This window comes from Paraburkholderia sp. 40, assembly GCF_050434105.1.
Classification (GTDB): domain Bacteria; phylum Pseudomonadota; class Gammaproteobacteria; order Burkholderiales; family Burkholderiaceae; genus Paraburkholderia; species Paraburkholderia tuberum.
Window position 1 is genome coordinate 316,256 of sequence record NZ_JBNPVY010000004.1, and the last position, 21,971, is coordinate 338,226.

A 21,971-nucleotide genomic window follows, 5' to 3' on the forward strand; every position below is an offset into this window, starting at 1 on the left:
CTCGCCCCGACGGCCATAGCCATAAGTAAAGCGGACCCATTATCGTCTTTTTTATTGCTTTACCCGCTCCTCGTTCTACCCGACAGTAACCTCAGCGCGCCGCCACGGCAGCTTGCAGCCGAAACGCGATTGATCAGTGCTGACGGCTACCTACGACAATGATGACCTGCATTGCAGAAAATCTGCGGGTCCGGGAGACGAGTCGATGAGTCATATGGACAGAAGCTTAATCAACTACCGGCTTACGAAGTCAGGGGCCATTCACTTCGGCCAACACACGGCCGGCCCGGCCATGGGCATATCACCTTGCTGCTATCTCTGTTAATGACGCGGGATTTATTGCGTCATCGCGATGCACGCCTGCAGGGACCTCTCGAACAGGTGATGCCTAACTGGGAATTAAGGAACACCGAAAACCATACCGCTCCGGCAAGTTTCACCATTCCCAATATCAAAGATATCGATGTTTGATTATCTAAATTATCAAAAATACAAGGCATCGAGATGAAGACATCAATTAATGATTAGATCCCGGATAGCTTTTTATATTTAACCGACATTAATTACTGGATTCGATATGTCTAACCAAGTGATTTTGCCGCGCATCCTTCAGGTCGGCGCCAACGCCAGCGAGACAGTTCCCACGGTTCTGGCGACTCTCGGCTGCAGTCGACCTCTGATCATCACCGACAAGATGATGGTGCAGCTGGGCTATGCCGGGCGCATTCAGGAAAATCTCGCCGCCAATGGCATGACAGCCGAAATTTTCGCTGATACGGTCCCCGAGCCCACGGTTGACTCGATTCGAGCTGGCGTGGAGAAGGCTCGCGCAGGAGACTACGACAGTATCATCGCACTGGGCGGCGGCAGTCCGATCGACAGCGCCAAGGCGATTGGCATTCTTGCCAAGCATGGTGGAGAAATGCGCGACTATAAGTTTCCGCGCGTTGTTACCGAGGTTGGGTTGCCCATTATCGCGGTGCCCACCACTGCGGGAACCGGCTCGGAAGTGACCCGTTTCACGATCATCACTGACCAGCAGAACGACGAAAAAATGCTTTGTGTGGGCATCGGCTTCATGCCCGTGGCAGCCTTGGTCGACTATAACCTAACCCTCAGCCTGCCGCCGCGCGTCACCGCCGATACGGGTATTGATGCGCTGACCCACGCGATCGAGGCCTACGTCAGCCAGAAAGCCAACCTGTACAGCGACAGTCAGGCCTTGGCGGCCATGCGCTTGATTGGCCCCAATCTGCGTAAAGCCTATCGATCCGGCCAGGATACAGCCGCCCGCGAAGCCCTGATGCTCGGTTCGACGCTCGCGGGTGTGGCGTTCTCCGCTGCGTCCGTGGCGCTGGTACACGGCATGAGTCGACCGATCGGCGCCTTTTTCCACGTTCCCCATGGGCTGTCCAATGCCATGCTGCTGCCCAGTGTGACCGCGTTCTCGATCCCGGCGGCGGAAGAACGCTACGCTGATTGCGCTCGTGCCATGGGCGTGGCTGACAGGCAGGACAGTACGCAGGCCGCCAACGCCAGGTTGCTCGCTGAATTGCGGTCGATCAACGATGACCTTCAGGTGCCGACGCCCGAACAATTTGGTATCGACCGCGAGCGCTTCTTCAGCTTAATGCCGACCATGGCACGGCAGGCTCTGGCCTCCGGCTCGCCTGGCAATAACCCACGCGTGCCCTCGGTCGAGGAAATGGTCGAGCTCTACCGCGGTCTCTGGTAAGCAAATTCCCCACTCAAAAAAACCGCATCTGATCTATCGAAGTGAAGGTCATTCAGATGCGACAACAACTCTTGGCATCGGGAAGCAGAACGCTATTCCCATCGCCCATTTTTGTGGCCCTTAGAGCCTGTTCCGATCCCAGCAAGGAGTATGAAATGCAGCCCTTCAACGACGACGCAGACGTGGTTCACTTCATCAACGGTCGCCGCGTGCCAGGCACAGGCACTCGAAAGCAGCCGATATTCAACCCCGCGACCGGTTCTCCGGCACGCATGCTGCACCTCGGCGACGCGTCCGACGTAAGTGCCGCCGTAGCGTCGGGGAAACAGGCGTTCCAGGGATGGAGTAATACGCCACCCATCCGTCGCGCGCGCGTCATGCGCCGCTTTCTCGAACTGATGAACCAGCACAAGGACGAACTGGCAGCGATCATGACCGCCGAGCACGGAAAAGTGTTCAGCGATGCGCAAGGCGAAGTGGCACGGGGCATCGATGTGATCGAGTTTGCCTGCGGCATTCCGCAATTGCTGAAGGGTGACCATACGGAACAGGTGTCGACCGACATCGACAACTGGACGACCCGGCAACCACTCGGCGTTGTCGCCGGAATCACGCCTTTTAACTTTCCGTGCATGGTTCCTTGCTGGATGTTTCCGATCGCGATCGCCGCAGGCAATGCGTTCATTCTGAAGCCCAGCGAGCGTGATCCGTCAGCTTCGCTCTACATGGCCCGCCTGCTGCAGGAAGCCGGGTTGCCTGACGGCGTGTTCAACGTCGTGCAGGGGGACAAGGTAGTCGTGGATGCGCTACTCGAGCATCCTGACGTAAAAGCGATCAGTTTCGTCGGTTCGACGCCGATTGCCAACTACATCTACGAGACGGGGGCAAAGCACGGAAAACGGATCCAGGCGCTTGGCGGAGCGAAGAATCACATGGTTGTGATGCCCGACGCTGACATTGATCAAGCCGTCGACGCTTTGGTCGGCGCAGGCTACGGCTCCGCGGGTGAACGTTGCATGGCGATCTCGGTCGCAGTCCTCGTAGGCGACGTTGCGGACAAGCTGATTCCGCGGCTCGCTGATCGAGCACGCTCCGTAATAGTAAAGAACGGCACGGAGCCCGACGCCGAGATGGGGCCGATCGTCACACGTCAGGCGCTGGAACGCATTGAAAACTACATCGCGATTGGCGTCGAAGAAGGCGCGTCGCTGGTTGTCGATGGACGTGGCCTCAAGGTTCCGGGGCACGAGGAAGGCTTTTTTACCGGTGCCACGTTGTTCGACCACGTCACGCCCGAGATGCGAATCTATCAAGAGGAAATCTTCGGACCGGTGCTGTCCTGCGTCCGTGCGAAGGACTTTACAGAGGCCGTCGACCTGGTCAACGCGCACGAATTCGGCAATGGCGTCGCCTGTTACACTCGCGATGGACACATCGCGCGCGAGTTTGGCCGGAGAATTGAGGTTGGAATGGTTGGCATCAACGTACCGATCCCGGTACCGATGGCGTGGCACGGATTTGGCGGCTGGAAGCGTAGCTTGTTCGGTGATACGCACGCGTATGGCGAGGAAGGCGTCCGGTTCTATACGCGTCAGAAGTCAATCATGCAACGCTGGCCGGAGAGTATCGAGCAAGGTGCCGAATTCGCGATGCCGACGGCGAGGTAGCCTTTCCACTGCAAAACCCGCTACATCTCCCGTGCTGCCACATCCCGGCACGGGAGAGCACACCACCGGTCCTGAAGTCGCAGGCCTTCAAATCCGAACGGCAGCGCCCGACATCATGCGCTGCGGCAAATGTCGACAACCGTGCGACCGCTCAGCTTTCCATCCATCATTTGCACGGCTGCCTCCGGCACGTCGTGCAACGCTATTCGGTGCGTGAGTTCGGCGAGCTTTGCTCGATCCAGATTCGCAGCGAGCCGATTCCACGCTATCTGACGATGAGCGATCGAACACATAACCGAGTCGATGCCCAACAGTTTTATACCGCGCAGAATGAAAGGCGCAACGTTCGCCGGGAACTCCATGCCTTGCGCGAGACCACATGCCGTTACGGCGCCGCCATATTTCGTCTGTGCGCATGCGTTGGCAAGCGTATGCGAGCCGACAGAATCCACAACCGCCGCCCAGCGCTCTTTCTGCAACGGCTTGCCGGCTGCCGACAGCGAGTCCCGATCGACCACATCGGCGGCGCCGATACGCTTCAGAAAATGCGCCTGCTCCGGCTTGCCCGTCGATGCCACGACCGTAAATCCCCAACTGCTCAATAGCGAGATTGCCACGCTGCCCACACCGCCGCTCGCGCCGGTCACGAGGACTTCACCGTCGGCCGGCTTGACACCGGCCTGTTCCAGCGCAAGGCAGGATAGCATCGCCGTGTAACCGGCCGTCCCGATTGCCATGCTTTCGGCCGTTGATAGTCCCTGCGGTACCGCAATCAGCCAGTCGGCCTTCAGGCGGGCTTTCTCTGCGAGGCACCCCCAGTGTGTTTCGCCGAGGCCCCATCCGTTGACGAGGACAATATCTCCCGCTTTCCAGCGAGAATCTGTCGATGTCACCACCTCGCCGGCGCCATCGATACCCGCGACCATTGGCCAGGCGCGTACGACCGGACCGCGGTTCGTGACCGCTAGCGCGTCCTTGTAGTTAAGCGTCGAGTGCGCGATACGAATGAGCACTTCGCCGGCTGCGAGGGGATGCTCGTCGAGGGTTCGGTCATCGAGGCTGGTAACCCCGGCCGAAAAACCGCTGTCATTCTGCTGCAGATAAAGGGCTGAAAAAGCCATGCCTGTCCTCTCTGACGGTGAACGCAGGCGGGCAGGCAAGGCGAAATGGTACATCCAGACAACATAAACCATTCAAGGATGTACCACTACGCCATGCCCGACGGCTTCCGCGGGAATAATGCGACAGGTGCCGCGGCAAGCAGTGTCACGTCGCTATCTGTCGCGCCGCGCTTCTGGACCTCAGCCACTCCATCGTCACCAGAAGCAGGCTCGAAAATACAATCAGAATTGTCGCAAGGGCAGCAATCGTCGGCGTAATGTTTTCCCGGAGGCCGATGAACATCTGCAACGGCAATGTACCTTGTGTCGGACCCGCGATGAACATCGTGATGACGACATCATCGAGCGACGTGGCGAATGCAAACAGGGCTCCAGAAATAACGCCCGGCGCAATGATGGGCAGGGTGACGGAGAAGAACGTCGTGACGGGCGACGCACCGAGGCTCAGGCTCGCCCGCACGTAATTCTGGTTGAACCCGGCAAGGGTGGCGTTGACAGTGACCACCACGAATGGAGCAGCGATAGCGGTATGACCCAAAATCAGACCAAGGTACGACCCGGCTAACCCCCACTTCGCAAAGAACAGATACATCCCGACGGCAGTGACGATCACCGGCACGATCATCGGCGAGATCAAAATGCCGATCAGCGCGCCCTTGCCTTTGAACGTCGCCTTGTTGAGGCCCAACGCGGCCAACGTCCCGAGGACAGTGGCCAGGATCGTGGCAAGCGGGGTTACGATGAAGCTGTTTTTTCCGGCACGAAGCCAGTCAATCGACGTAAACAGATTGTGGTACCACTTGAACGAGAACTTGTGTATCGGATAGACCAGGAATGTATTGTCCGTGAAAGAAAGCGGGATGATCACCAGTATCGGCAAGACCAGAAAAAGCAGGATCATGACATTGGTCGACCGCAAAAAGTAGTGCCACGCGATCTCGGGGGCCGATGTATAAGGTGCAAAACGCGATACGGTCGTTTTCATGGTCCTAACCTACCTTCAGTTCGTTGCCGACGATCTTTCGATAAACACCGAAGAGTATCAATGTCACGAGAAGCAGAACCGCTCCCAGTGCGCACGCCATCCCCCAGTTCAAGGCCACATTCGTGAAATACGCGATGTAGTAGCTCACCATCTGGTCGCCGGCTCCGCCCAGCAATGCGGGAGTGATGTAGTAGCCCAAAGCCGTGATGAATACCAGCAGTCCGCCGGCGCCGACTCCTGGCAGCGTTTGCGGAAAGTAGACCTTCCAGAACGCGCCGAACGGGTGACTACCCAGCGAGATCGCTGCCTTCGTATAGCTGGCTGGCACCGACTTCATGACGCTGTACAGCGGCAGAATCATGAATGGCAGGAGGATATGAGTCATCGAGATCAGCACCCCCGTCCGGTTGAACAGCAGCGGCAATGGAGACGATATCAGGTCCAGCGACAGCAACGCCTTGTTGACGAGGCCCGATCCTTGAAGGATGACAATCCAGGCGGAGATCCGCACGAGGATCGAAGTCCAGAAGGGAAGGAGCACCAGGATCATCAGCAGATTTGCCTTACCCGCCGGCAGACTGGAGATCCAGTATGCCAGGGGGTAGCCAAGGAGCAGCGCGGCGAGCGTTACCAGGCCGCTAATCACGAACGTTCGCTTGAATACCTCCCGAAATGCCGAGGCGCCTGGATCAACCGGAACGATGTCACCGGCAGAATTGCGACGGTAGTCCATCGTCGCGAGGAGATACTGGCTTGTGTATCGGGATGAATCTTTAGCGATTACCTGCCAGTAACCGGGATCTTCCCAACGCCTGTCGATTTCGATCAGCTTTTGTCGAACCTCGTGCGCAGGCAACGCCGAATCATCGTCGCCGAACGGAAGTGCGCTCGAAGTCTTGTAAAACAACGAACGGAAACCCGGCTTCTGCCCGTTCAGTCGACCGGCAGCGGTACCCGAACTGTTGTTCCCGCCGTTGCGCTCGATATCCAGCATCAGCCCGCGAAAAGCCTCATCCGGAACTGCCGATTTCCGATCCCAGTTTCGCAGCGCCGCCGTCGTGTCTGGCAACGCGTCAACGACTTCCGGACTCTGAATCGACCGCGAAATCATGGATGCAACGGGCATCACGAATACCAGAAAAATGAAAATAGCAAGAGGAGCGACCAGCGCCAGCGCCGCCATTTGCTTACGTAAATTCACGTTCCTAAGCGATCGCTTGAGCTCACGCAAATGCCAATCCTGCTGCTGAGTAGTTACTGCGCTCATGTCTCTCTCCTTCGCGTACCCATGCGTTCGAGCGATGGGTACACGATTCGCGTTATTTCGCTGCCCACGCGGTGAAACGCTGTTCCAGCCCGTCGCCGTGGTCGGTCCAGAACTCTACGTCGTTGGGGATAGCGGCTTTGCCGTTCTTCGGCGAGTTTGGCAGGTTTTCAAGAGTGGCTGCATCGAGCAACTTTAAAGCGTTCTTGTTGGTTGGCCCGTATGGAATGTGCCGCGCGAACGCAGCTTGAGCCTGAGGTTCGAGCACGTAGGCAAGGTACTTCTCGGCTGCATCCTTATTTTTCGAGCCCTTCGGAATCACGAAAAAGTCCAGCTCATAGATGCTTTGGTCCCACGAGATACCCAGGTTCTTGTTCCCTGCCCGCATTGCGGCGTCGATGCGGCCGTTATACGCGGTGGACATCGAAACGTCACCGGCGACCAGGAACTGCGGCGGCTGTGCGCCAGCCTCCCACCACTGAATGTGTGGCTTGAGTTCGTCCATCTTCTTGAACGCCCGATTGACGCCAGCCTCCGTGCCCAGCACGGTGTACACGTCTTTCGCCGGAACGCCATCTGCCATCAGTGCGAATTCGAGGTTATAACGCGCCTCCTTCTTCATGCCACGCTTGCCAGGAAATTTCTTGACGTCCCAAAAATCCTTCCAGCCCTGTGGCGTGCCCTTCGTCAGCGTCGGGTTGTATGCCAGCACGGTCGACCACACGAATGTGCCGGCAGCGCAGGGAGTCACCGATCCAGGCACCAGATCACCCTTTTTCGCGATCTTCGACCAGTCGAGCTTCTCGAAGAGTCCGTCCTGACAGCCGCGTCCGATGTCTGCCGACTCGACTTCAACGACATCCCACGTAACATCTTTGGCGTCGACCATCGCTTTGACTTTGGCCATTTCGCCCGTGTACTCAATCGCATTCGTCGGAATACCGCTCGCTTTCGAGAACGGTTCAACCCAGGCAGCCTTCTCGGCGTTCCCCACGGCGCCACCGTAATTGACCGTCGTAAGGCCGTCGGCCAAAGCGAAAGCGGAACAACACATCATGGCAGCCACGCTGACCGTATTTCTAAATAGCCTCATTTCGTTCTCCTTGGCACAAGGTGATTTCGCTACGCGTGGTCAATTGAAAACTCTCAGATGATCTTCATGAAACGACAACGCGATTCGATTTCCCGGTTGGACATGGGCCGCCCCGTCCTGCCCGAGCGGAACCTTCACGAAACACTCTGTTTCTCCGGGGCAGCGGCAGCGTAGCCGGACGTGATCGCCGAAGTAGATCATCCCAAGCGTTTCGCTGTTGATGACATTGCGCTGCTGTTCGGATTGCCGTCCAATCGAGAGCCGCTCGGGACGGATCATGCCTGTGGCGTGGCTACCGACATTGAGCCCGGCAACATTCAGCGCACGTACGGTCGTACCGTCTGCAATACGCAATTCGCAATAGGTACCGTCCCGGCTTACGACGGTGCCTTCCACCCGGTTACTGTCACCAATGAAGTTGGCTACAAACAGATTCGTCGGCGATTCGTAGAGCGAGTCGACCTGGTCGAGCTGTTGAATCACCCCCTGATCAAAGACCGCTACTCGATCTGACATCGTGAGCGCCTCACCTTGATCGTGTGTGACGTACACAAAGGTCAGGCCAAGGGATTCGTGCAATGCCTTGAGTTCTATCTGCATGTGCTCGCGCAGCTGTTTGTCCAGCGCGCCAAGCGGTTCGTCCATCAGCACAAGCTTTGGGTTGAACACCAACGCACGCGCAAGCGCCACTCGCTGTTGCTGACCGCCTGAGAGCTGACCTGGCATTCGCTTACCCAGCTTTTCCATGTGGACCATCTCGAGCGCCCGCTTGACGCGCGCGGCCCGCTCGTCTGGCGGCATCTTGCGAACCTTGAGGGGATACTCGAGGTTCTGTCCGACGGTCAGGTGTGGGAAGAGTGCATAGTTCTGAAATACCATTCCGATGTCGCGTTTATGCGGCGGAATACGATTGAGCAACTGACCGTCCAGCCAGATTTCTCCATCGGTTGGGTATTCAAACCCGGCGAGCATCATGAGACAGGTGGTCTTTCCCGAGCCGGACGGACCGAGCAAAGTGAGAAACTCCCCCTTCTGGATGTCGAGATTCAGGTCTTTGACGACGAGTGTTTCTCCGTCGTATGTCTTCCGAACATTGCGGAAGCTCACAAATGTGTTGCCCTGGCCTTGCATGATCGTTACCCTCAATGTCTTTCGGTGCGGAAGGCACCTGGCAGCGCAGGCGGTAGCGCTGTGTCTGCAGATCGGCTGCGGCGAAAGGGAGGCGCACAGGGTACCTCCTTCCCCGTGCCTCGCCATGGGCGTCTTCGCGCCATGTGCTGCGTCGCTCGATTGAGGTTCTCGATAACGATTTCTGCGCCTCGCCGGGTGTTTTCGGTACCCGGGAGCTTGCGGTGTCGTACATGCATCTTCGTCTCCAATCTTATAAATATTCGAACACCTCTTGGCTACAGCCTTTTTTCTTTTAAGGTGCTTGCTGCTATCGTTCGCGTCCACACATCAGCGGAACGGTCGCGATTGTTCCGGCTTGCCCGCAACTGTGACGTGTTCAGCTGGGCAAATACTCTTCGCACCAGCTTTCGCCCACCGCCCCTCGCGCAATCAACGTCGTAATCTGGGTATCGCTGTAGCCCATCTTGCGCAGAACCTCTCGGGTCGAGGCACCAAACTTTTCTGCTGGCGCCAGTGCGCGGATCGGAGCAACGTGAGGGCGAATCGCAAAAGGATCGAGTTGGGTGACGCATCGTCCACTCGGATGCTCGGCATACACACTGAATGAATAGCTGCCGTTATCGATGCCCGGACGATTGTCTGCAGGGCGGCTGTAGCGTTGGCGCAAGTTGTCGATATTGTCCGGAATGGCTGCCGCCACATTGGCCGCTTGCAACCGCGTCTGCCAGGTTTCGGCGGAGGCCGTGGCGAGCGCGGAGCTGAGAAACGCTGCGGAATCCGCCGCGTCGCGGATGCCCGTCAGCCCCTCTACGGCGTTCAGCTTGTCCAGTTCCTTTGCGCTGGCGTCCACATACAACCAGTCATCCGCGGCCCGAAAGAAGCGTGACAGGTTGCCAAAGCCCTGGGCGCTACGGCCGGAAGGCTCATCGAACGGGGCCCGCCGTGGGTAGTCGTAGCAGAAGGGAATCTGCACCAGGTTGCCGAGCGATGCCAGGGAGGTCCGGGCACGGCTGATCTGGCCGGTTCTGGCTTTGCGATATAACGCGGCGGCAATGCCGAGCGCTGCAGCGAACCCGCAATTCACGTCAATGGTTCCGACGTGAGCGTGTTCCTCTGGCGTTGCCATGCCGCCGCCGAAGCGCAGCATGATGCCGGTGCTGGCCTGGATCAAGTCGTCGTAACCGAGATAATCGGTCCGCGGGCCGCGACGCGGTCCCCCAAAGCAATCCAGTTGACAGAAGATCACGCCAGGGTTGACGGCCTGGAGACTGGCTTCGTCAAGACCCAACGGTGCCAGTTGACGGTCCGGTGCATTCATCACGATCACGTCAACCGAACGAACCAATTGATTAAACACCTCGCGTCCGTCAGGGTGGTTCAGGTCGACCAGGACGCTTTGTTTGCCGCGGCCCGAAGACATGCCAAAGACCACTGTGTTCCAGGGATCATAGTTGGGTGTTACGGGGTCGAGCTTGATGACATCGGCGCCGAACCGGCCGAGGTAGGAGGTCGAATGCGGACCCGCGATGACGTTGGTCAAATCGAGGACACGCACACCGTCAAGCCAGCCGCCAACATGCTGTTCGGATGGGGTCGGCAGTGCCGTGGACGCGCACTCATCCAGGATGTCCAGGGCTTCTTTGAGACTCACCGTGCGGCGTGAGTCGGGCGAGAGCATCAGTTCGGCACTGTCTTCCAGCCAGGCGATCGCGCCAGGCTGTTTCATGTTGCCGTACTGGTGGTCGTCGACATCGACCACCAGACCAGCGGCGTTGGCGTGCTCGTCGTGCAACCACTCCTGAGTCGAGCGGTGGGGCGCACCGGGAAAACGGCCTTCGCCGAAGATTTTTTCCCACTCGGCTGCTGTCTTGGTCAGGAACACCTCCTTCATGCGTGCCGAAATGCGCCGGGCCCAACGATCAGGCAACGGGTAGACACCGAGTGAGGCGTCCCCCTCCCACTGAGAGATAGGAAGGTATGGGTCGCTCACTGTCGGCAGCCCGGCAGATAGCATTTCCTCGTACAGCCCCATCGCCTGAAGGCAACGCCTGGCGTGCGAGCGGTGTGACGGGCATACCGCATAGAACTTGCGACCGTCCGCGCACTCGTATGTGCGGTAAAAGGGGTCGAGATATTCTTGCAGTTCTTCGTAGCTGAGGTTCATCGGAAGATTTTCCGACCGCCGCCGCTCAGTTTCCTTTTCGCGCAAGGTCTTGTAGCGTTCTGGATAACCGTCGATCTTGATCGAGTTGTAAGACAGCCCCTCCATCACCGCCGCGGCCAGAGGTACCTCGATTTGATCACCCACTCCCGTGCGCTCCCGCGCCTGCAGAGCGAGTGCCACCGCGGAGACAGCCAGCATGGTGCCGTAGGACGATGCTAGCGGCAGCGGCGAAAAGCTCGGGTTTATCCCCATCAGTACGCGGTTCTGACCCATATCGGTGAATACCCCGGAGGCCGACGCAATAATCGGCTCGAGGGCGCGCCAGTGACGACGCAACTGGTCGTTGCTGGCGAAGCCAGGGATGGACAGCGTAATGAGCTCGGGCCTTTGACGACGCAGCTCGACGAAGTCCAGGCCCAACCGGGTCATGACGCCCGGCCGGAAGTTCTCGATCACGATATCGGCACGCGCGATGAATGCCATGGCCGCCTCGAGCCCCTGCGCGGACTTCAGGTCAAGCTGCAGGCAATACTTGTTGCGGTTCAGTACGGCATTGGCCGGGCTGTCCCAAAGCGGCCCGGCAGGGGGATCGATGTGAATGACGGTGGCGCCGAGATCCGCCAGGATCATCGCCACGGCCGGGCCGGCGATGTACTGGCCAAAGTCGATGACTTTCACGCCGCTAAAAGGCAGTTGATTATGCTTTCCCATGGCTCACCGACTCATCTCCAGGACCTGCAGATCTTCCGAAACGCAGGTCATTATTGTGGTGGGTCGCCGCCAGCACCAATCAACCGCATTTCGAATGCGAGGCGAGTGGCCTTGGCGACGAACTCGGGATCACTGTCGGATACAACGGGGAGCCGGTAAAGCAATAAAAAAAACGACGATGGGGTTGTTTTATTTATGACTCAGGCCGCTGGAGTGAACGCGCACGAAAATGGCCAGTCGATCACTGGTAGCCCGGCGAAATGGACGTGCGATGTCAACCTGCCTGATCAGTTCCGCGCACGCCCCTCCTGAGCCTTCGCACTCAACCAGGCCACGAACGCCGCGGCATCAGGGTTGACGATGCTGTGCGGAGAATAGACCAGGTAGAAAGCTTCACTGGTCGTAAGCCGGGATTTGAAAGGCGCTATCAGTTGCCCGGTGTCCAGCATCGACTGGACCAGCGACGAGCGCGCCAAGGCCACCCCTTGACCAAGCTCGGCCATTCTCAAAGCAGAGATCAAGGTATCGAACTGCATTCCCTTCGAAGAGTCGACCTGTCCCGCGCCTGCTTTCTTCAACCAGTATCCCCAGCCCTCCTCGTAGCCCAGGACGTGGAGTAGTTCGTGGTGACGGAGATCCTTCGGAGTAGCCAGTGGCGCCTGTTCGGAGGGCAAGAATGGGGCGCAGACCGGCAGCAACGTATCCCAGGTCAGCCGCTCGGCCTTGAGTCCCGTCCATTCTCCATGTCCATAGCGGATTTCCATATCGGCTTCGACGTCGGTCACGCTCGAATCGCCCCCCCATATGTTGCTGGTGATACGCAGATTGACCTCGGGGTGGCGTTCACGAAAATCGGGCAAGCGCATTGCCAGCCAATGGGTAAAAAACACCAGGCTGACCCGAACGGTAAGGACTCTGCCGTGACCTTGCCCGAAGATCTCTTCAGTTGCGGCCGCCAGTCGCTCTACAGCCTCATGGACAACCGGCAAATAGGCTAGCCCGGCCTCAGTGAGATCGAGTCCTCTTGGCAAGCGCTTAAAGAGGACTGCCCCCAACTGCGACTCGAGGCCCTTCACCTGCTGGCTTACCGCCGCCTGGGTCAGGTTCAACTCTGTCGCCGCATGGGTGAAACTGAGATGCCGGGCAGAGGATTCGAATGCGCGCAACCAGTTAAGCGGAGGTAATCGTTTTCTCATTCTGCAGACCGTTTGACTAAAGCTGTCCGCCTTCGTGGATTAGTTGCGTGTTGCGGCAACTCAGGATCCTCTAGACCCGCGGACGCGGCGGCGTCCTCAGGCGTCGACGAGTGCGTGCTCACTCCAATTGGGCAATCGAACATATGTTAGCGCGGAATTTCGAACACTCTGAAATGACAAGCCTGGGGGGCGGTTTCAAGAACGAAGTGCCGTTCCATACGAAAACTTACCGGATTCCGGTTGACCTTCGGTGGCAAGCGCGTTCCTGTCAAATCTCGCGCATGCGCTGGACTGCCGGAATGCGCGTTTCCCGCTGCGCCCCAATCACTGCGAAGACAACTGAGAGCAACGCCACGCCGACCACGGTAGTCAAATAAAGCCAGGGCATGCTGACAGATTCGGGCGGTGGATCGAAAACCCCCGTCAGGAGCTTGACCAGCATCCATGCGAGCGCAAAACCGGTCAGTAAGCCGATGCTGGTCCCGGTGACAAGGAGCAGTAAGGCCTCGCTCCACAGAAACGCGCCGAGCTGCCGGGGTTTCGCACCGAGGGCGGAGAGAATGGCAAAGGTGCGCCGCCGGTCGGCAATACCGAGCGCGAGAACGAGCCCCGCCGCGCCAGCCACCATAACGACGGCGAAGCCAAGCTCCAGTCGCGTCAGGCCGCCAAGGTCGACGGCGGTCAGACTGGATCCGATCAGATGCTGGGCCTGCCCCACATCGCTGACCTGCACTGCTGCCAGCGGAGCGACAATGCCCCGCGCCGCGGAAGCAATTTGCGCGGGGGAGGTGGACGTCTTCAACAGAACGATTTCCGCTGCATCCGCACCGGTCTGCTGTCCCACGTAACGGGCATTCGCGACCAGAAAGGAGTCACGGGGCGCGGTCGGGAATTCACGGACGACGCCAATGAAGTGGAACCGGACAACATGATACTGATGATCGTGTGCATTTTGCAGACGCAGATTGAGCTCATCGCCCGCCTGCAACTGAAAATCCCTGACGGTTTCTTCCGAAACGAGAATGCCGTCGGGTGTTCGCGCGAGCTTGTCCAGCGTCTGTTTCGCATTGCCGCCCACGAAATACGCATTTGACATCCTCGTTGCCTCCCCGATGTGCCTGGCGTCGATGCCATACAGGTCCTGCAGGTCCGTGCCGACGTAGGCGAGCCGGTGCTGCATCGGCTGCGCCGCGCTCACACCCGGGAGTGCCGCGAGTTCCCTGAGTTTCGTTGACGCCGGTGCCTGCGACGTGCCGGTGACCGTCACGTCTGCGCCGTTCGTGAGTTCAGCGTCGACGCGCGTCTGCGCGTTGTAGGTTGTGTTGAAGACGGCGGTCGATGTTGCGAAAGCAAAGGCCAGCGCGACCAGGACGATACCCTGTGTCATGCGTTTCCGCTGTCGGCTGAGGGCCGCGGCAACAATGCCCGCCAGGGAGCCCGCAATGGGATCCAGCCACCTGGCCAGACATGCCCGACCCCGCCTGAGTCCCGTCAGGCACACCCTCACCGCCAGCAGGCCGAGACCCAGCCATAGCAGAACCGGCGCGAGAAAGGCCGGGTAATCGATCGATGATGACGGCGTTCCCTCGGGCGCCAGCACGACCTGATAGCCCGTACTCCATGTTCTCCAGAAGATGACAGCCGACAGGGCAATGAAAATGAAATCGAGGCCGATGCGTTGCCAGAGCGCGGCGTGATCGTAGCCGATCGTCATCCGGGCGGTCGCGACCGTGGTCTGCCGGGCATCGATCCAGGCTGTGGCAAGCATGGTGGCAGGGGCGAGCACAACGCCAGCCAGGGCGGTGGCGGCGATCCAGCCTAAGGCGGAAACAACGAAAATACCCGCGCCGAGCAGCATGCGGGACACGAGCACGGCAAGGACCAGTCCGGCAATCGTGCCGCCCATACCCACGCACGCGGCTTCGACCGCCGCCAGTTTCATGATCTGCGCGCGCGAGGCACCACGAATTCGCAGCAGCGCCTGATCGCGCCGGCGCCGGCCGGCGCCGGATGCCACCACCGCCATCGTCAGGAGGGCGGCGAGGAGGGCTCCGGGTGCGCCAAGAAAGAGAAACACGACCTTGGCGTACAGCGCGTCACTGCGTACCGCATCGAGCCTGGCCGCCAGATTGTCCGCCACGATGCCATCGCCCGCGATGCGCGCTTCGAGATTCCTCGCCGCGCCCCGTACCGCCGCAAAAGCTGCCTGCGGATCGGCTGGAAGCCGGTCATGCGCCAACCGGACATGCAGCTGTACGCGAATCGAATCCGGCCTGATCGCCGCCTGCGGGTCAAATAGGCGGTGCCACTCATCGATGGGCATCAACAGCACATTGTCGGGTGGCGCTTGCGGTGCCGCCCCGGCCGGAACCCCGACCGCCTGGAACAGCGAGTCAGCATGCGGCAGATCGACAACGCCAGCCACCCTGACATCGACGGGCGCCAGGCCGATACGGTGGATCGTCACTGCGTCGCCGACCGTCACATGCAAATTGGCCGCCGTCTGTTGTGCGATGAGCACGCCATCCAGGCGGCCGAGCAGGGTCCGGAACTGCGCTGGATAGTCGCGCACATAGGCAGCATCGAGGCCAAGCACCTTGCCTTTGCCGGTCGTCTGCACGCTTGCGCCGGTATGGGCCTCGAAACCCGCGACATCGGCATAGCCGACCGTCTGCAGCCGCGAAACTGTTGCGGCCTGTCCAATGGCTGCCATGACCGACTGGGCGGTGGTCGCGGAGACCAGTTGCACCTGCCAGTCAACGGGTACGCCCGCGATGGCGCGGCGCGTCATGGAAGCGGTGCTTTGGGCCAGAAATGCACCGAGCGAGGTCAGCAACGCGACGGTGATCGCGATGCCCGCCGCTGCGCCTGCGAGGCGCGCCTTGCGTTCCTGGACCAGCCCCAAAAACCACAGCCAGGTCATATGGCCCCCGCAGTGTTGGGAGCGTCGATGAGCGTGCCGCGCTCGAGATACCAGACGCTATCCATGCGTTCCGCGACCGCCCGATCATGGGTGGCGATGACGAGTGCCGTCCCGGTGCCGGCGAGATGGGCCACCAGTGCGTCAAGCAAGGCGCGGCCGGTCGGCTGATCGAGTTGGCCAGTCGGCTCGTCGGCGAGGATCACGCGCGGGTTTCCGACGATCGCCCGTGCCATCGCGACACGCTGCATCTGGCCACCCGACAGCTCTTCGGGCAGCCTGGCCATCAGGCGCTCAAGACCAAAGGTGGCGAGCGCATCCGCCACCGCCTTGCCGATATCGCAGGTCGCTTTCGCCATCAGCAGCGGCAGTGCGACGTTCTCACTGACCGTCAACGGCTCCAGCAGGCTCGGCACCTGAAACACCAGCGAAATTCTCGTGGGCAGGAGCGCGTCCGCGGCGCCTAACGCGGGCCAACAGATCGCGCCGCTTGTCGGCGCGTCGAGTCCTGCCATGAGGTGCAACAACGTGGACTTGCCGCTCCCGGATCTCCCGACAAGGGCGACACGATCGCCCGCATGCAGGCGGAATGTCGCAGACGCGAGTGCGGCGACAGACACCCTGCCTTGCTGATAGCGCCGGCCCACTGACTTGGCCTCGATCAGGGTGTCAGACATGGGTTAGGCGCCCATCCTGAATGCCGAGCAGACGGTCGGCATATGACGCCAGTGCCATGCTGTGCGTCGCGATCAGGACTGCGACCCCGGCGCGGCATCGTTCCCCCAAATGGTTCAGGATGTCCGTTTCGGTGGCCGCGTCCACCTCCGCTGTAGGTTCGTCTGCCAGCAGCACGCGAGGATTCGACGACAGGGCAACCGCCAGCCCGGCGCGTGCCGCTTCGCCGCCCGACAGTTGCGAGGGGCGTGCGCGGCGTTGCCCGCCCAGTCCCATCACCTCGAGCAGATGATCGATCGTCCGTTGGCTGGACTGCCTGGACAGTGACATCTGAAACCGCATATGGGCTTCCACCGTGAGGTGCTCGAACAGGTTGCCCGATTGCATCAGGATACCGATGTGCCGCGCGCGCAACGCGGCACGAACCGCTTCGGGGCGTCGCGACAGGCGCAGCCCCATCACCTCGACATGTCCCCCATCCGGTTCATCCAGCCCGGCCAGGCAAGCCAGAAGCGTGGACTTGCCGCTTCCGGAAGGCCCCATCAGCGCGACGAATTCTCCTGCCCGGAGTCGCAGTGACACACCGCGCAACGCGGCCGTCTCGCCATCGCCGCTATGGAAGAAACGGTAGAGTTCAAATGCTTCCAGCGGCTGCGCTTCAACGCCATTGGAACGAATCTGAGATGAGTTTCCATTGGTCGGCATTGTCGGCTCCAAGCGGGGCAGAGAGATCAAGGGTAGCGAGCTTGCCGCCCCGGTAGATCAGATAGCGATGTCTCTCCAGGCGCAACTGTCTGTTGGTGACCGGGTTGGGTCCGGAATTCGATGTGTAGACGATCAGAAGCGCCGGGCCGGATCGCAGCATGACCTGCCTGATCGCCGCTATCCTGACTGCACGACCGCCTTTTATGAGATCCACCGCCTCATGACTGCCGATGGAGGTAGCGGTGGGAGCACGGGCAGCGGATGTGACGGTGACGTCGATGGCGTTGTATTTGTCCGAGAAGCCTGCCCCATCGGGATGATCCGTTCGCGCCCAGCCTTCAGGTACCTTGAGCGAAAAACCCAGTGGCGAGGCATAGGTAATGAAGACCTGGGTGTCTGGAATGTCGCCGGGTGGATTCTTTTCCGGCGTGATCGGCCGTTCTGTTGCCATCGCTGGCGTGCCCGCGATTTGCGTCGCGCTGCCGATCAGGGCGGCGACGGCAAAGATGGCCATGTGCAGTGACCGGAAGTATCCCTTGATCCGAGTTCTGCCTTGCATAGTGCCTCCTGTCCTGTAACCGCGCTGCGCCTGTTACTTCTCACACGTCCTTCGTGCCAGCGACTTTCTCATTGTTCTTTTATTTCCTGCTGCCTGGTCTCTTTCGCGTCATTCATCTCCTGCTTCCTGTTCTCACGTTTTTCTTCTTTCATTTCCCGTTTGCTACTCTCGCGTTGATATTTGCTGGCAGGTGTGGCTTGCGGCTGGGAAGCGGTCGCCCCGACGCCCGAAGCAGTCGTGTCAGCGGCCGCCGCAGTGAAAATCACCGTGGACAATGCCGCGGCAACGATGATTAACAGTAGTCTGCTCATTTCGATTCCTTTCACGAAGCCAGATCAGTTGAGATTCGTGTCGCCGCTCTCCTGGCGGCTTCACGTCGACCGCTCTGCATTGCTAAATATTGATATGTCCGTGGCCGGCTATTTCTCGGTTTTCTCTTCGTCGCTGGCAGTCCCCACGTGCACAACCGCCCCGTTGCCCGCATCGATCTTCACGTCCTTGATGTCGTTGCTGGCGGTCTTGATCTCCACGCTGTACACCAGGTTGCCGTTTTCGTTGTCGAGGGCGACCTTGAGCACGGTTCCGGGTACTTGGGCCAAAGCGGCTGAGGTCGCCCGGGTCGCGTCGATCCTTGCCAGCGCGGCAAGCCGGGCCGCTTCACCCCGTTCCCCTTTCTGCTGGTCCGGCACCTTGATGCTGGACTGATAGGCCGGGGCCTGGGTATGGCCGTCGCCGGCCGCGGATGCGCCGCCAGGCAGTCCGAAGCCCACGGTAAGCGCGCCCAGCACCATACCTAGCCGTTGCTTCCCGTTCATTGTCCATACTCCCTGAGCGAACCGTTTGCGTTGCAAGGCCGACTCGATGCCGATGTCCGTGTCAGCGCTGCGACCGCGAACGGACATCGGCATGCCTGCCCCACAGAGCCTATAGTGGTCGCTCAATCTTGCCCGGATCTTTCCCGAACATTACATCGCGGTAAGGATTGACGGGTGACGGGAAGGAAATGGGCGCTGACCGGTGAAGACGAGGGAAGAGCGTGCGTGAAGACGGATTCAGCGGACCGGTCCCCCGATTCAACTTCGTGACGGTCAATGTGCCACGGCGCGTCAGCATGCTGCGCCTGAACAGGGCGACCGAATGGGCGTTCCTCCCCGACGACGCTCGCACCGCGATCGGTCCGCGCGCGCAGGCTTGCCGCCGCACCGCGCTTGCTCTGATGCAGCTGATTTGACACTGCTGTGTTCCACATCGTGCCAGGACGCGTTCACAGAGAAGCGATTCGCGCTTGCACGGCGCGCAAGGGTAGCGGCCGTTCCGTTGCCCGATGACCCGGACAGTCGACCCCGCACCGGGTGGCGATGTTGCCTGTACCCTCGGTTGGCCCGTGTCACCGTGCGCGGTGACCAATGCCCATCGCCGGTCGGTCGGTTTCCGGCGGAAACACGCACCACGAGCCATCGTCATGTCGAAAGAATACGATGGTCAGTGTGCCGGCCGGTCGCGATGTCTCGACTTGTACATAGCGTTTCCGGGTGGAACGCGTGCGACTGAACCGGGTGACGTGAGCAGGCATCGCCGGGCCTGGCGCAAGCCATTTGTCGACCAGCCAGTGCAAGGACTTTTCGCCGATGTTCATCCGCGTCTCCTTCAGAGGTCCCGCGCTGGGACCGGAGTTCGCATACGGGCCCCACAGCAACCATACTGGTTGCTGAGTCTTGCCGGGACTTTTCCCGAACGTTACATCCTGGTAAGCGTTGACTGGTCGTTCGGGGGGAACGGGCTCCCGCCGGGAAAGGCGACGGGAAGCGTGACGGTGAAGACGGACCCGGCGCCCAGGTTGCTGGACGCTGTGACGTGGCCCTGGTGCGCTTCGACGACGGCCTTCACGAGGCTAAGGCCCAGTCCCAGGCCACGCTGCGAGCGGCTGCGATCGCCTCGAAACAGCCGGTCCCAGCTTTTCGATAGCTCGTCGGGCGTCATGCCGATGCCGGTGTCCGCGACGCGGATCACCAGCGTGTTCTGCGAAGCGTCGGCCTGCACCTCGACCCGGCCGCCCGCCGGTGTGTATTTGATGGCGTTGTCCAGCAGATTTCCCATGACCTGGCGAAGGCGGCTGCGGTCCGCTGTCAACCACATGTGCGGCGGTGCGACGATCGAGACGGCAATGGCTTTTTCTTCAGCCACAAGCTGGTAGAGGTCGACGGCATCGGCCAGGAGAGCCGGGATGTCTACCGGTTCCAGGTGCAATTTGAGCGTGCCCGTTTCTGCCTCGGAAATGTCCATCAACGTGTTCAGCATCTGAAGCAGTTGATCCGATTCTTCCATGCAGTCCGCCAGCGCCTCCCGGCAGCTATCCGGGTCGCGCTCCGAGCGCAGCGCGATTTCCGCGATGCCACGGATGCGGGCCACCGGCGTGCGCAAATCATGGGCGACGTTGTCAAGCGCGTTGCGCATGCCCAGGATCAACGTCGCAATCTTGTTCAGCATCCTGTTGAACAGCTTGCCGAGTTCGTCCAGTTCGTCACCGCTCTCGCGGACCGGCACCCGCGCCTCCATGGCCCCTGCCTCAATCGCATGGACGGCCTGAATGAGTTGGCGAACCGGCCGCAGGGATCGTCGCGCGAGAAACACCCCGCCGAACACGCCGACAACAACCATCGGGACCATGACACCGGCGACGATCCGCCCAAAGCTCTCGAGGACGCTGTCACGCTGCTCGGTGCTTTTGCCGACCTGCAGAACGCCGCCGTCGGGCAGACGGGTGCTGGCAATCTCGAGAACCGCCTCATCATCTTGTGCCGGCACACGGATCAGATCGCCGGGACCGGCGAGCGGTGTGCGCTCGAGCCGGCTCACGTCGAACGCCGCCCACTGATCCGGGATCTGAAGGAAGACCGTCGTATTGCGTGGTCCGGCAATGCGGATAAAGAACGGCTTTGACTTCCGTAGCCGGGTCTCCAGCGCCAGTTCCTTTTTCAGGCCGGCGAGGTCGCTTGCCTGATATTGGGCGGCCAGTTGGCGAAGCCGCTGCTCGACGTCGTCGCGATCATGCTGTTGCAGCGTGGAGGCGAGCAGGAAATAGGCGAGCGCGAAAAGCAAGGTGGTGCTGAGAATGAAGCACGCCGAATACCACAGCGCGAGTCGAAAGCTGATCGTCTTGCGGAGGGGATCAAGGGCCTTTAAGAACATACCCCACTCCCCGGATGGTATGAATCATCTTCACCGGAAAATCACGATCAACCTTGTTGCGCAGGCGGCAGACCAGCACGTCGACCACGTTGGTCTGTGGCTCGAAGCTGTAATCCCACACGTGCTCCAGGATCATCGTCTTCGACACAGGGCGGTTCGCATTGCGCATCAGGTACTCGAGCAGGGACAGTTCACGCGGCTGCAGATCGAGCCTGTGGTCCCCCCGCGATACTTCACGTGCGAGCAGATCAAGCGTGAGTTCACCGACGACCAGCCGGGTCGGTTCAGTCGCGCCGGTGGCCCGGCGGATGAGCGCGCCGACGCGCGCCAGCAGTTCAGTCAGCGCAAAAGGCTTGGTCAGGTAGTCGTCGCCCCCCGTCTGGAGACCCTTGACCCGATCATCGACGGTGCGCCTGGCACTGAGGATGATAACCGGTGTGGTGACTTTCTCACGGCGCAGTGTCTCGATGAGCGAGAGTCCGTCCAGTCGGGGCAGCATGATATCGATGACGGCTGCATCATAGGCGGTCGCGAGCGCCAGATCCAGTCCGCTCGCGCCGTCTTCCGCATGGTCGACCGCGAAGCCGGCCTGCTGCAGCGCCGTCACGACAAACGAGCCGATCTTCCGATCGTCTTCAACGACCAGCACGCGCATGATGGTTCTTCCTCGCCGTCCCCGGTCGGGACCTTTTCCGCAGGAGCATTCCGGATCTGCCGGACATTGTACGACTCGAGCGGGTTCGGGGGCGGCAGTGATCGCGTGACGCATTTCAATCTGCCAGTTCATGCCGGCAGGAAGACCGTCCGGACCATCTTGCCCGGTACTTGTGACGGGAGCCGCAGTCGGCATTGCGAA

General features: G+C 60.2%; 18 protein-coding genes. 2 read left to right on the forward strand and 16 right to left on the reverse strand.

Annotated elements, in window-relative coordinates; genetic code table 11:
- Nucleotides 1-577 precede the first annotated feature (577 nt).
- On the forward strand, nt 578-1,735 hold the full coding sequence (locus OKW28_RS23125; protein ID WP_429449229.1) for an iron-containing alcohol dehydrogenase: 1,158 nt from the start codon (nt 578-580) through the stop codon (nt 1,733-1,735).
- 155 nt (nt 1,736-1,890) lie between these two features.
- The gene (locus tag OKW28_RS23130) at nt 1,891-3,402 is read left to right on the forward strand and encodes a CoA-acylating methylmalonate-semialdehyde dehydrogenase (protein ID WP_429454423.1); all 1,512 of its coding nucleotides are present in this window, start codon (nt 1,891-1,893) and stop codon (nt 3,400-3,402) included.
- A gap of 113 nt (nt 3,403-3,515) precedes the next feature.
- Here the strand turns inward: OKW28_RS23130 and OKW28_RS23135 are convergent, their stop codons facing one another.
- From OKW28_RS23135 to OKW28_RS23210, 16 genes are all read right to left on the reverse strand, one after another.
- Entirely contained in the window at nt 3,516-4,523 is a 1,008-nt protein-coding gene (locus OKW28_RS23135; protein WP_429449231.1) for an MDR family oxidoreductase, read from the reverse strand.
- Between the two features lie 145 nt (nt 4,524-4,668).
- Nucleotides 4,669-5,508, reverse strand: coding sequence for an ABC transporter permease (locus OKW28_RS23140; RefSeq protein ID WP_184040168.1), 840 nt, complete (start codon nt 5,506-5,508; stop codon nt 4,669-4,671).
- Nucleotides 5,509-5,512: 4 nt separating this feature from the next.
- Nucleotides 5,513-6,775 carry an ABC transporter permease gene (locus OKW28_RS23145; protein ID WP_429449233.1) on the reverse strand — a complete coding sequence of 421 codons (1,263 nt, stop codon included), beginning with the start codon at nt 6,773-6,775 and terminating at the stop codon, nt 5,513-5,515.
- 52 nt (nt 6,776-6,827) lie between these two features.
- Nucleotides 6,828-7,865 carry a polyamine ABC transporter substrate-binding protein gene (locus OKW28_RS23150; protein ID WP_429449235.1) on the reverse strand — a complete coding sequence of 346 codons (1,038 nt, stop codon included), beginning with the start codon at nt 7,863-7,865 and terminating at the stop codon, nt 6,828-6,830.
- 39 nt (nt 7,866-7,904) lie between these two features.
- Entirely contained in the window at nt 7,905-8,996 is a 1,092-nt protein-coding gene (locus OKW28_RS23155) for an ABC transporter ATP-binding protein (RefSeq protein ID WP_429449237.1), read from the reverse strand.
- Nucleotides 8,997-9,372: 376 nt separating this feature from the next.
- A complete protein-coding gene (locus OKW28_RS23160) occupies nt 9,373-11,871 on the reverse strand; it encodes a CoA transferase (RefSeq protein ID WP_429449239.1) in 2,499 nt (832 codons plus the stop codon).
- Nucleotides 11,872-12,158: 287 nt separating this feature from the next.
- Complete coding sequence (gcvA, locus tag OKW28_RS23165; RefSeq protein ID WP_429449241.1) at nt 12,159-13,067, reverse strand: transcriptional regulator GcvA; 909 nt, start codon at nt 13,065-13,067, stop codon at nt 12,159-12,161.
- Nucleotides 13,068-13,335: 268 nt separating this feature from the next.
- On the reverse strand, nt 13,336-15,990 hold the full coding sequence (locus OKW28_RS23170; protein ID WP_429449244.1) for an FtsX-like permease family protein: 2,655 nt from the start codon (nt 15,988-15,990) through the stop codon (nt 13,336-13,338).
- Complete coding sequence (locus OKW28_RS23175) at nt 15,987-16,664, reverse strand: ABC transporter ATP-binding protein (protein WP_429449247.1); 678 nt, start codon at nt 16,662-16,664, stop codon at nt 15,987-15,989. Before OKW28_RS23175 ends, OKW28_RS23170 begins: the two co-directional genes overlap by 4 nt.
- The gene (locus OKW28_RS23180; protein ID WP_429449249.1) at nt 16,657-17,367 is read right to left on the reverse strand and encodes an ABC transporter ATP-binding protein; all 711 of its coding nucleotides are present in this window, start codon (nt 17,365-17,367) and stop codon (nt 16,657-16,659) included. Before OKW28_RS23180 ends, OKW28_RS23175 begins: the two co-directional genes overlap by 8 nt.
- Nucleotides 17,321-17,926 carry a hypothetical protein gene (locus tag OKW28_RS23185; protein ID WP_429449251.1) on the reverse strand — a complete coding sequence of 202 codons (606 nt, stop codon included), beginning with the start codon at nt 17,924-17,926 and terminating at the stop codon, nt 17,321-17,323. Before OKW28_RS23185 ends, OKW28_RS23180 begins: the two co-directional genes overlap by 47 nt.
- Nucleotides 17,927-17,994: 68 nt before the next feature.
- The gene (locus OKW28_RS23190; protein WP_429449253.1) at nt 17,995-18,237 is read right to left on the reverse strand and encodes a hypothetical protein; all 243 of its coding nucleotides are present in this window, start codon (nt 18,235-18,237) and stop codon (nt 17,995-17,997) included.
- Nucleotides 18,238-18,345: 108 nt separating this feature from the next.
- Nucleotides 18,346-18,741 (reverse strand): PepSY domain-containing protein, encoded by a 396-nt coding sequence (locus OKW28_RS23195; protein WP_429449254.1) that lies wholly within the window; start codon nt 18,739-18,741, stop codon nt 18,346-18,348.
- A gap of 572 nt (nt 18,742-19,313) precedes the next feature.
- The gene (locus tag OKW28_RS23200) at nt 19,314-19,562 is read right to left on the reverse strand and encodes a hypothetical protein (RefSeq protein ID WP_429449256.1); all 249 of its coding nucleotides are present in this window, start codon (nt 19,560-19,562) and stop codon (nt 19,314-19,316) included.
- Nucleotides 19,563-19,663: 101 nt separating this feature from the next.
- Nucleotides 19,664-21,115, reverse strand: coding sequence for a sensor histidine kinase (locus tag OKW28_RS23205; protein WP_429449258.1), 1,452 nt, complete (start codon nt 21,113-21,115; stop codon nt 19,664-19,666).
- Entirely contained in the window at nt 21,096-21,770 is a 675-nt protein-coding gene (locus OKW28_RS23210; RefSeq protein ID WP_429449260.1) for a response regulator, read from the reverse strand. The genes OKW28_RS23205 and OKW28_RS23210 overlap by 20 nt, the downstream gene beginning before the upstream one ends.
- Between the last annotated feature and the right edge of the window lie 201 nt (nt 21,771-21,971).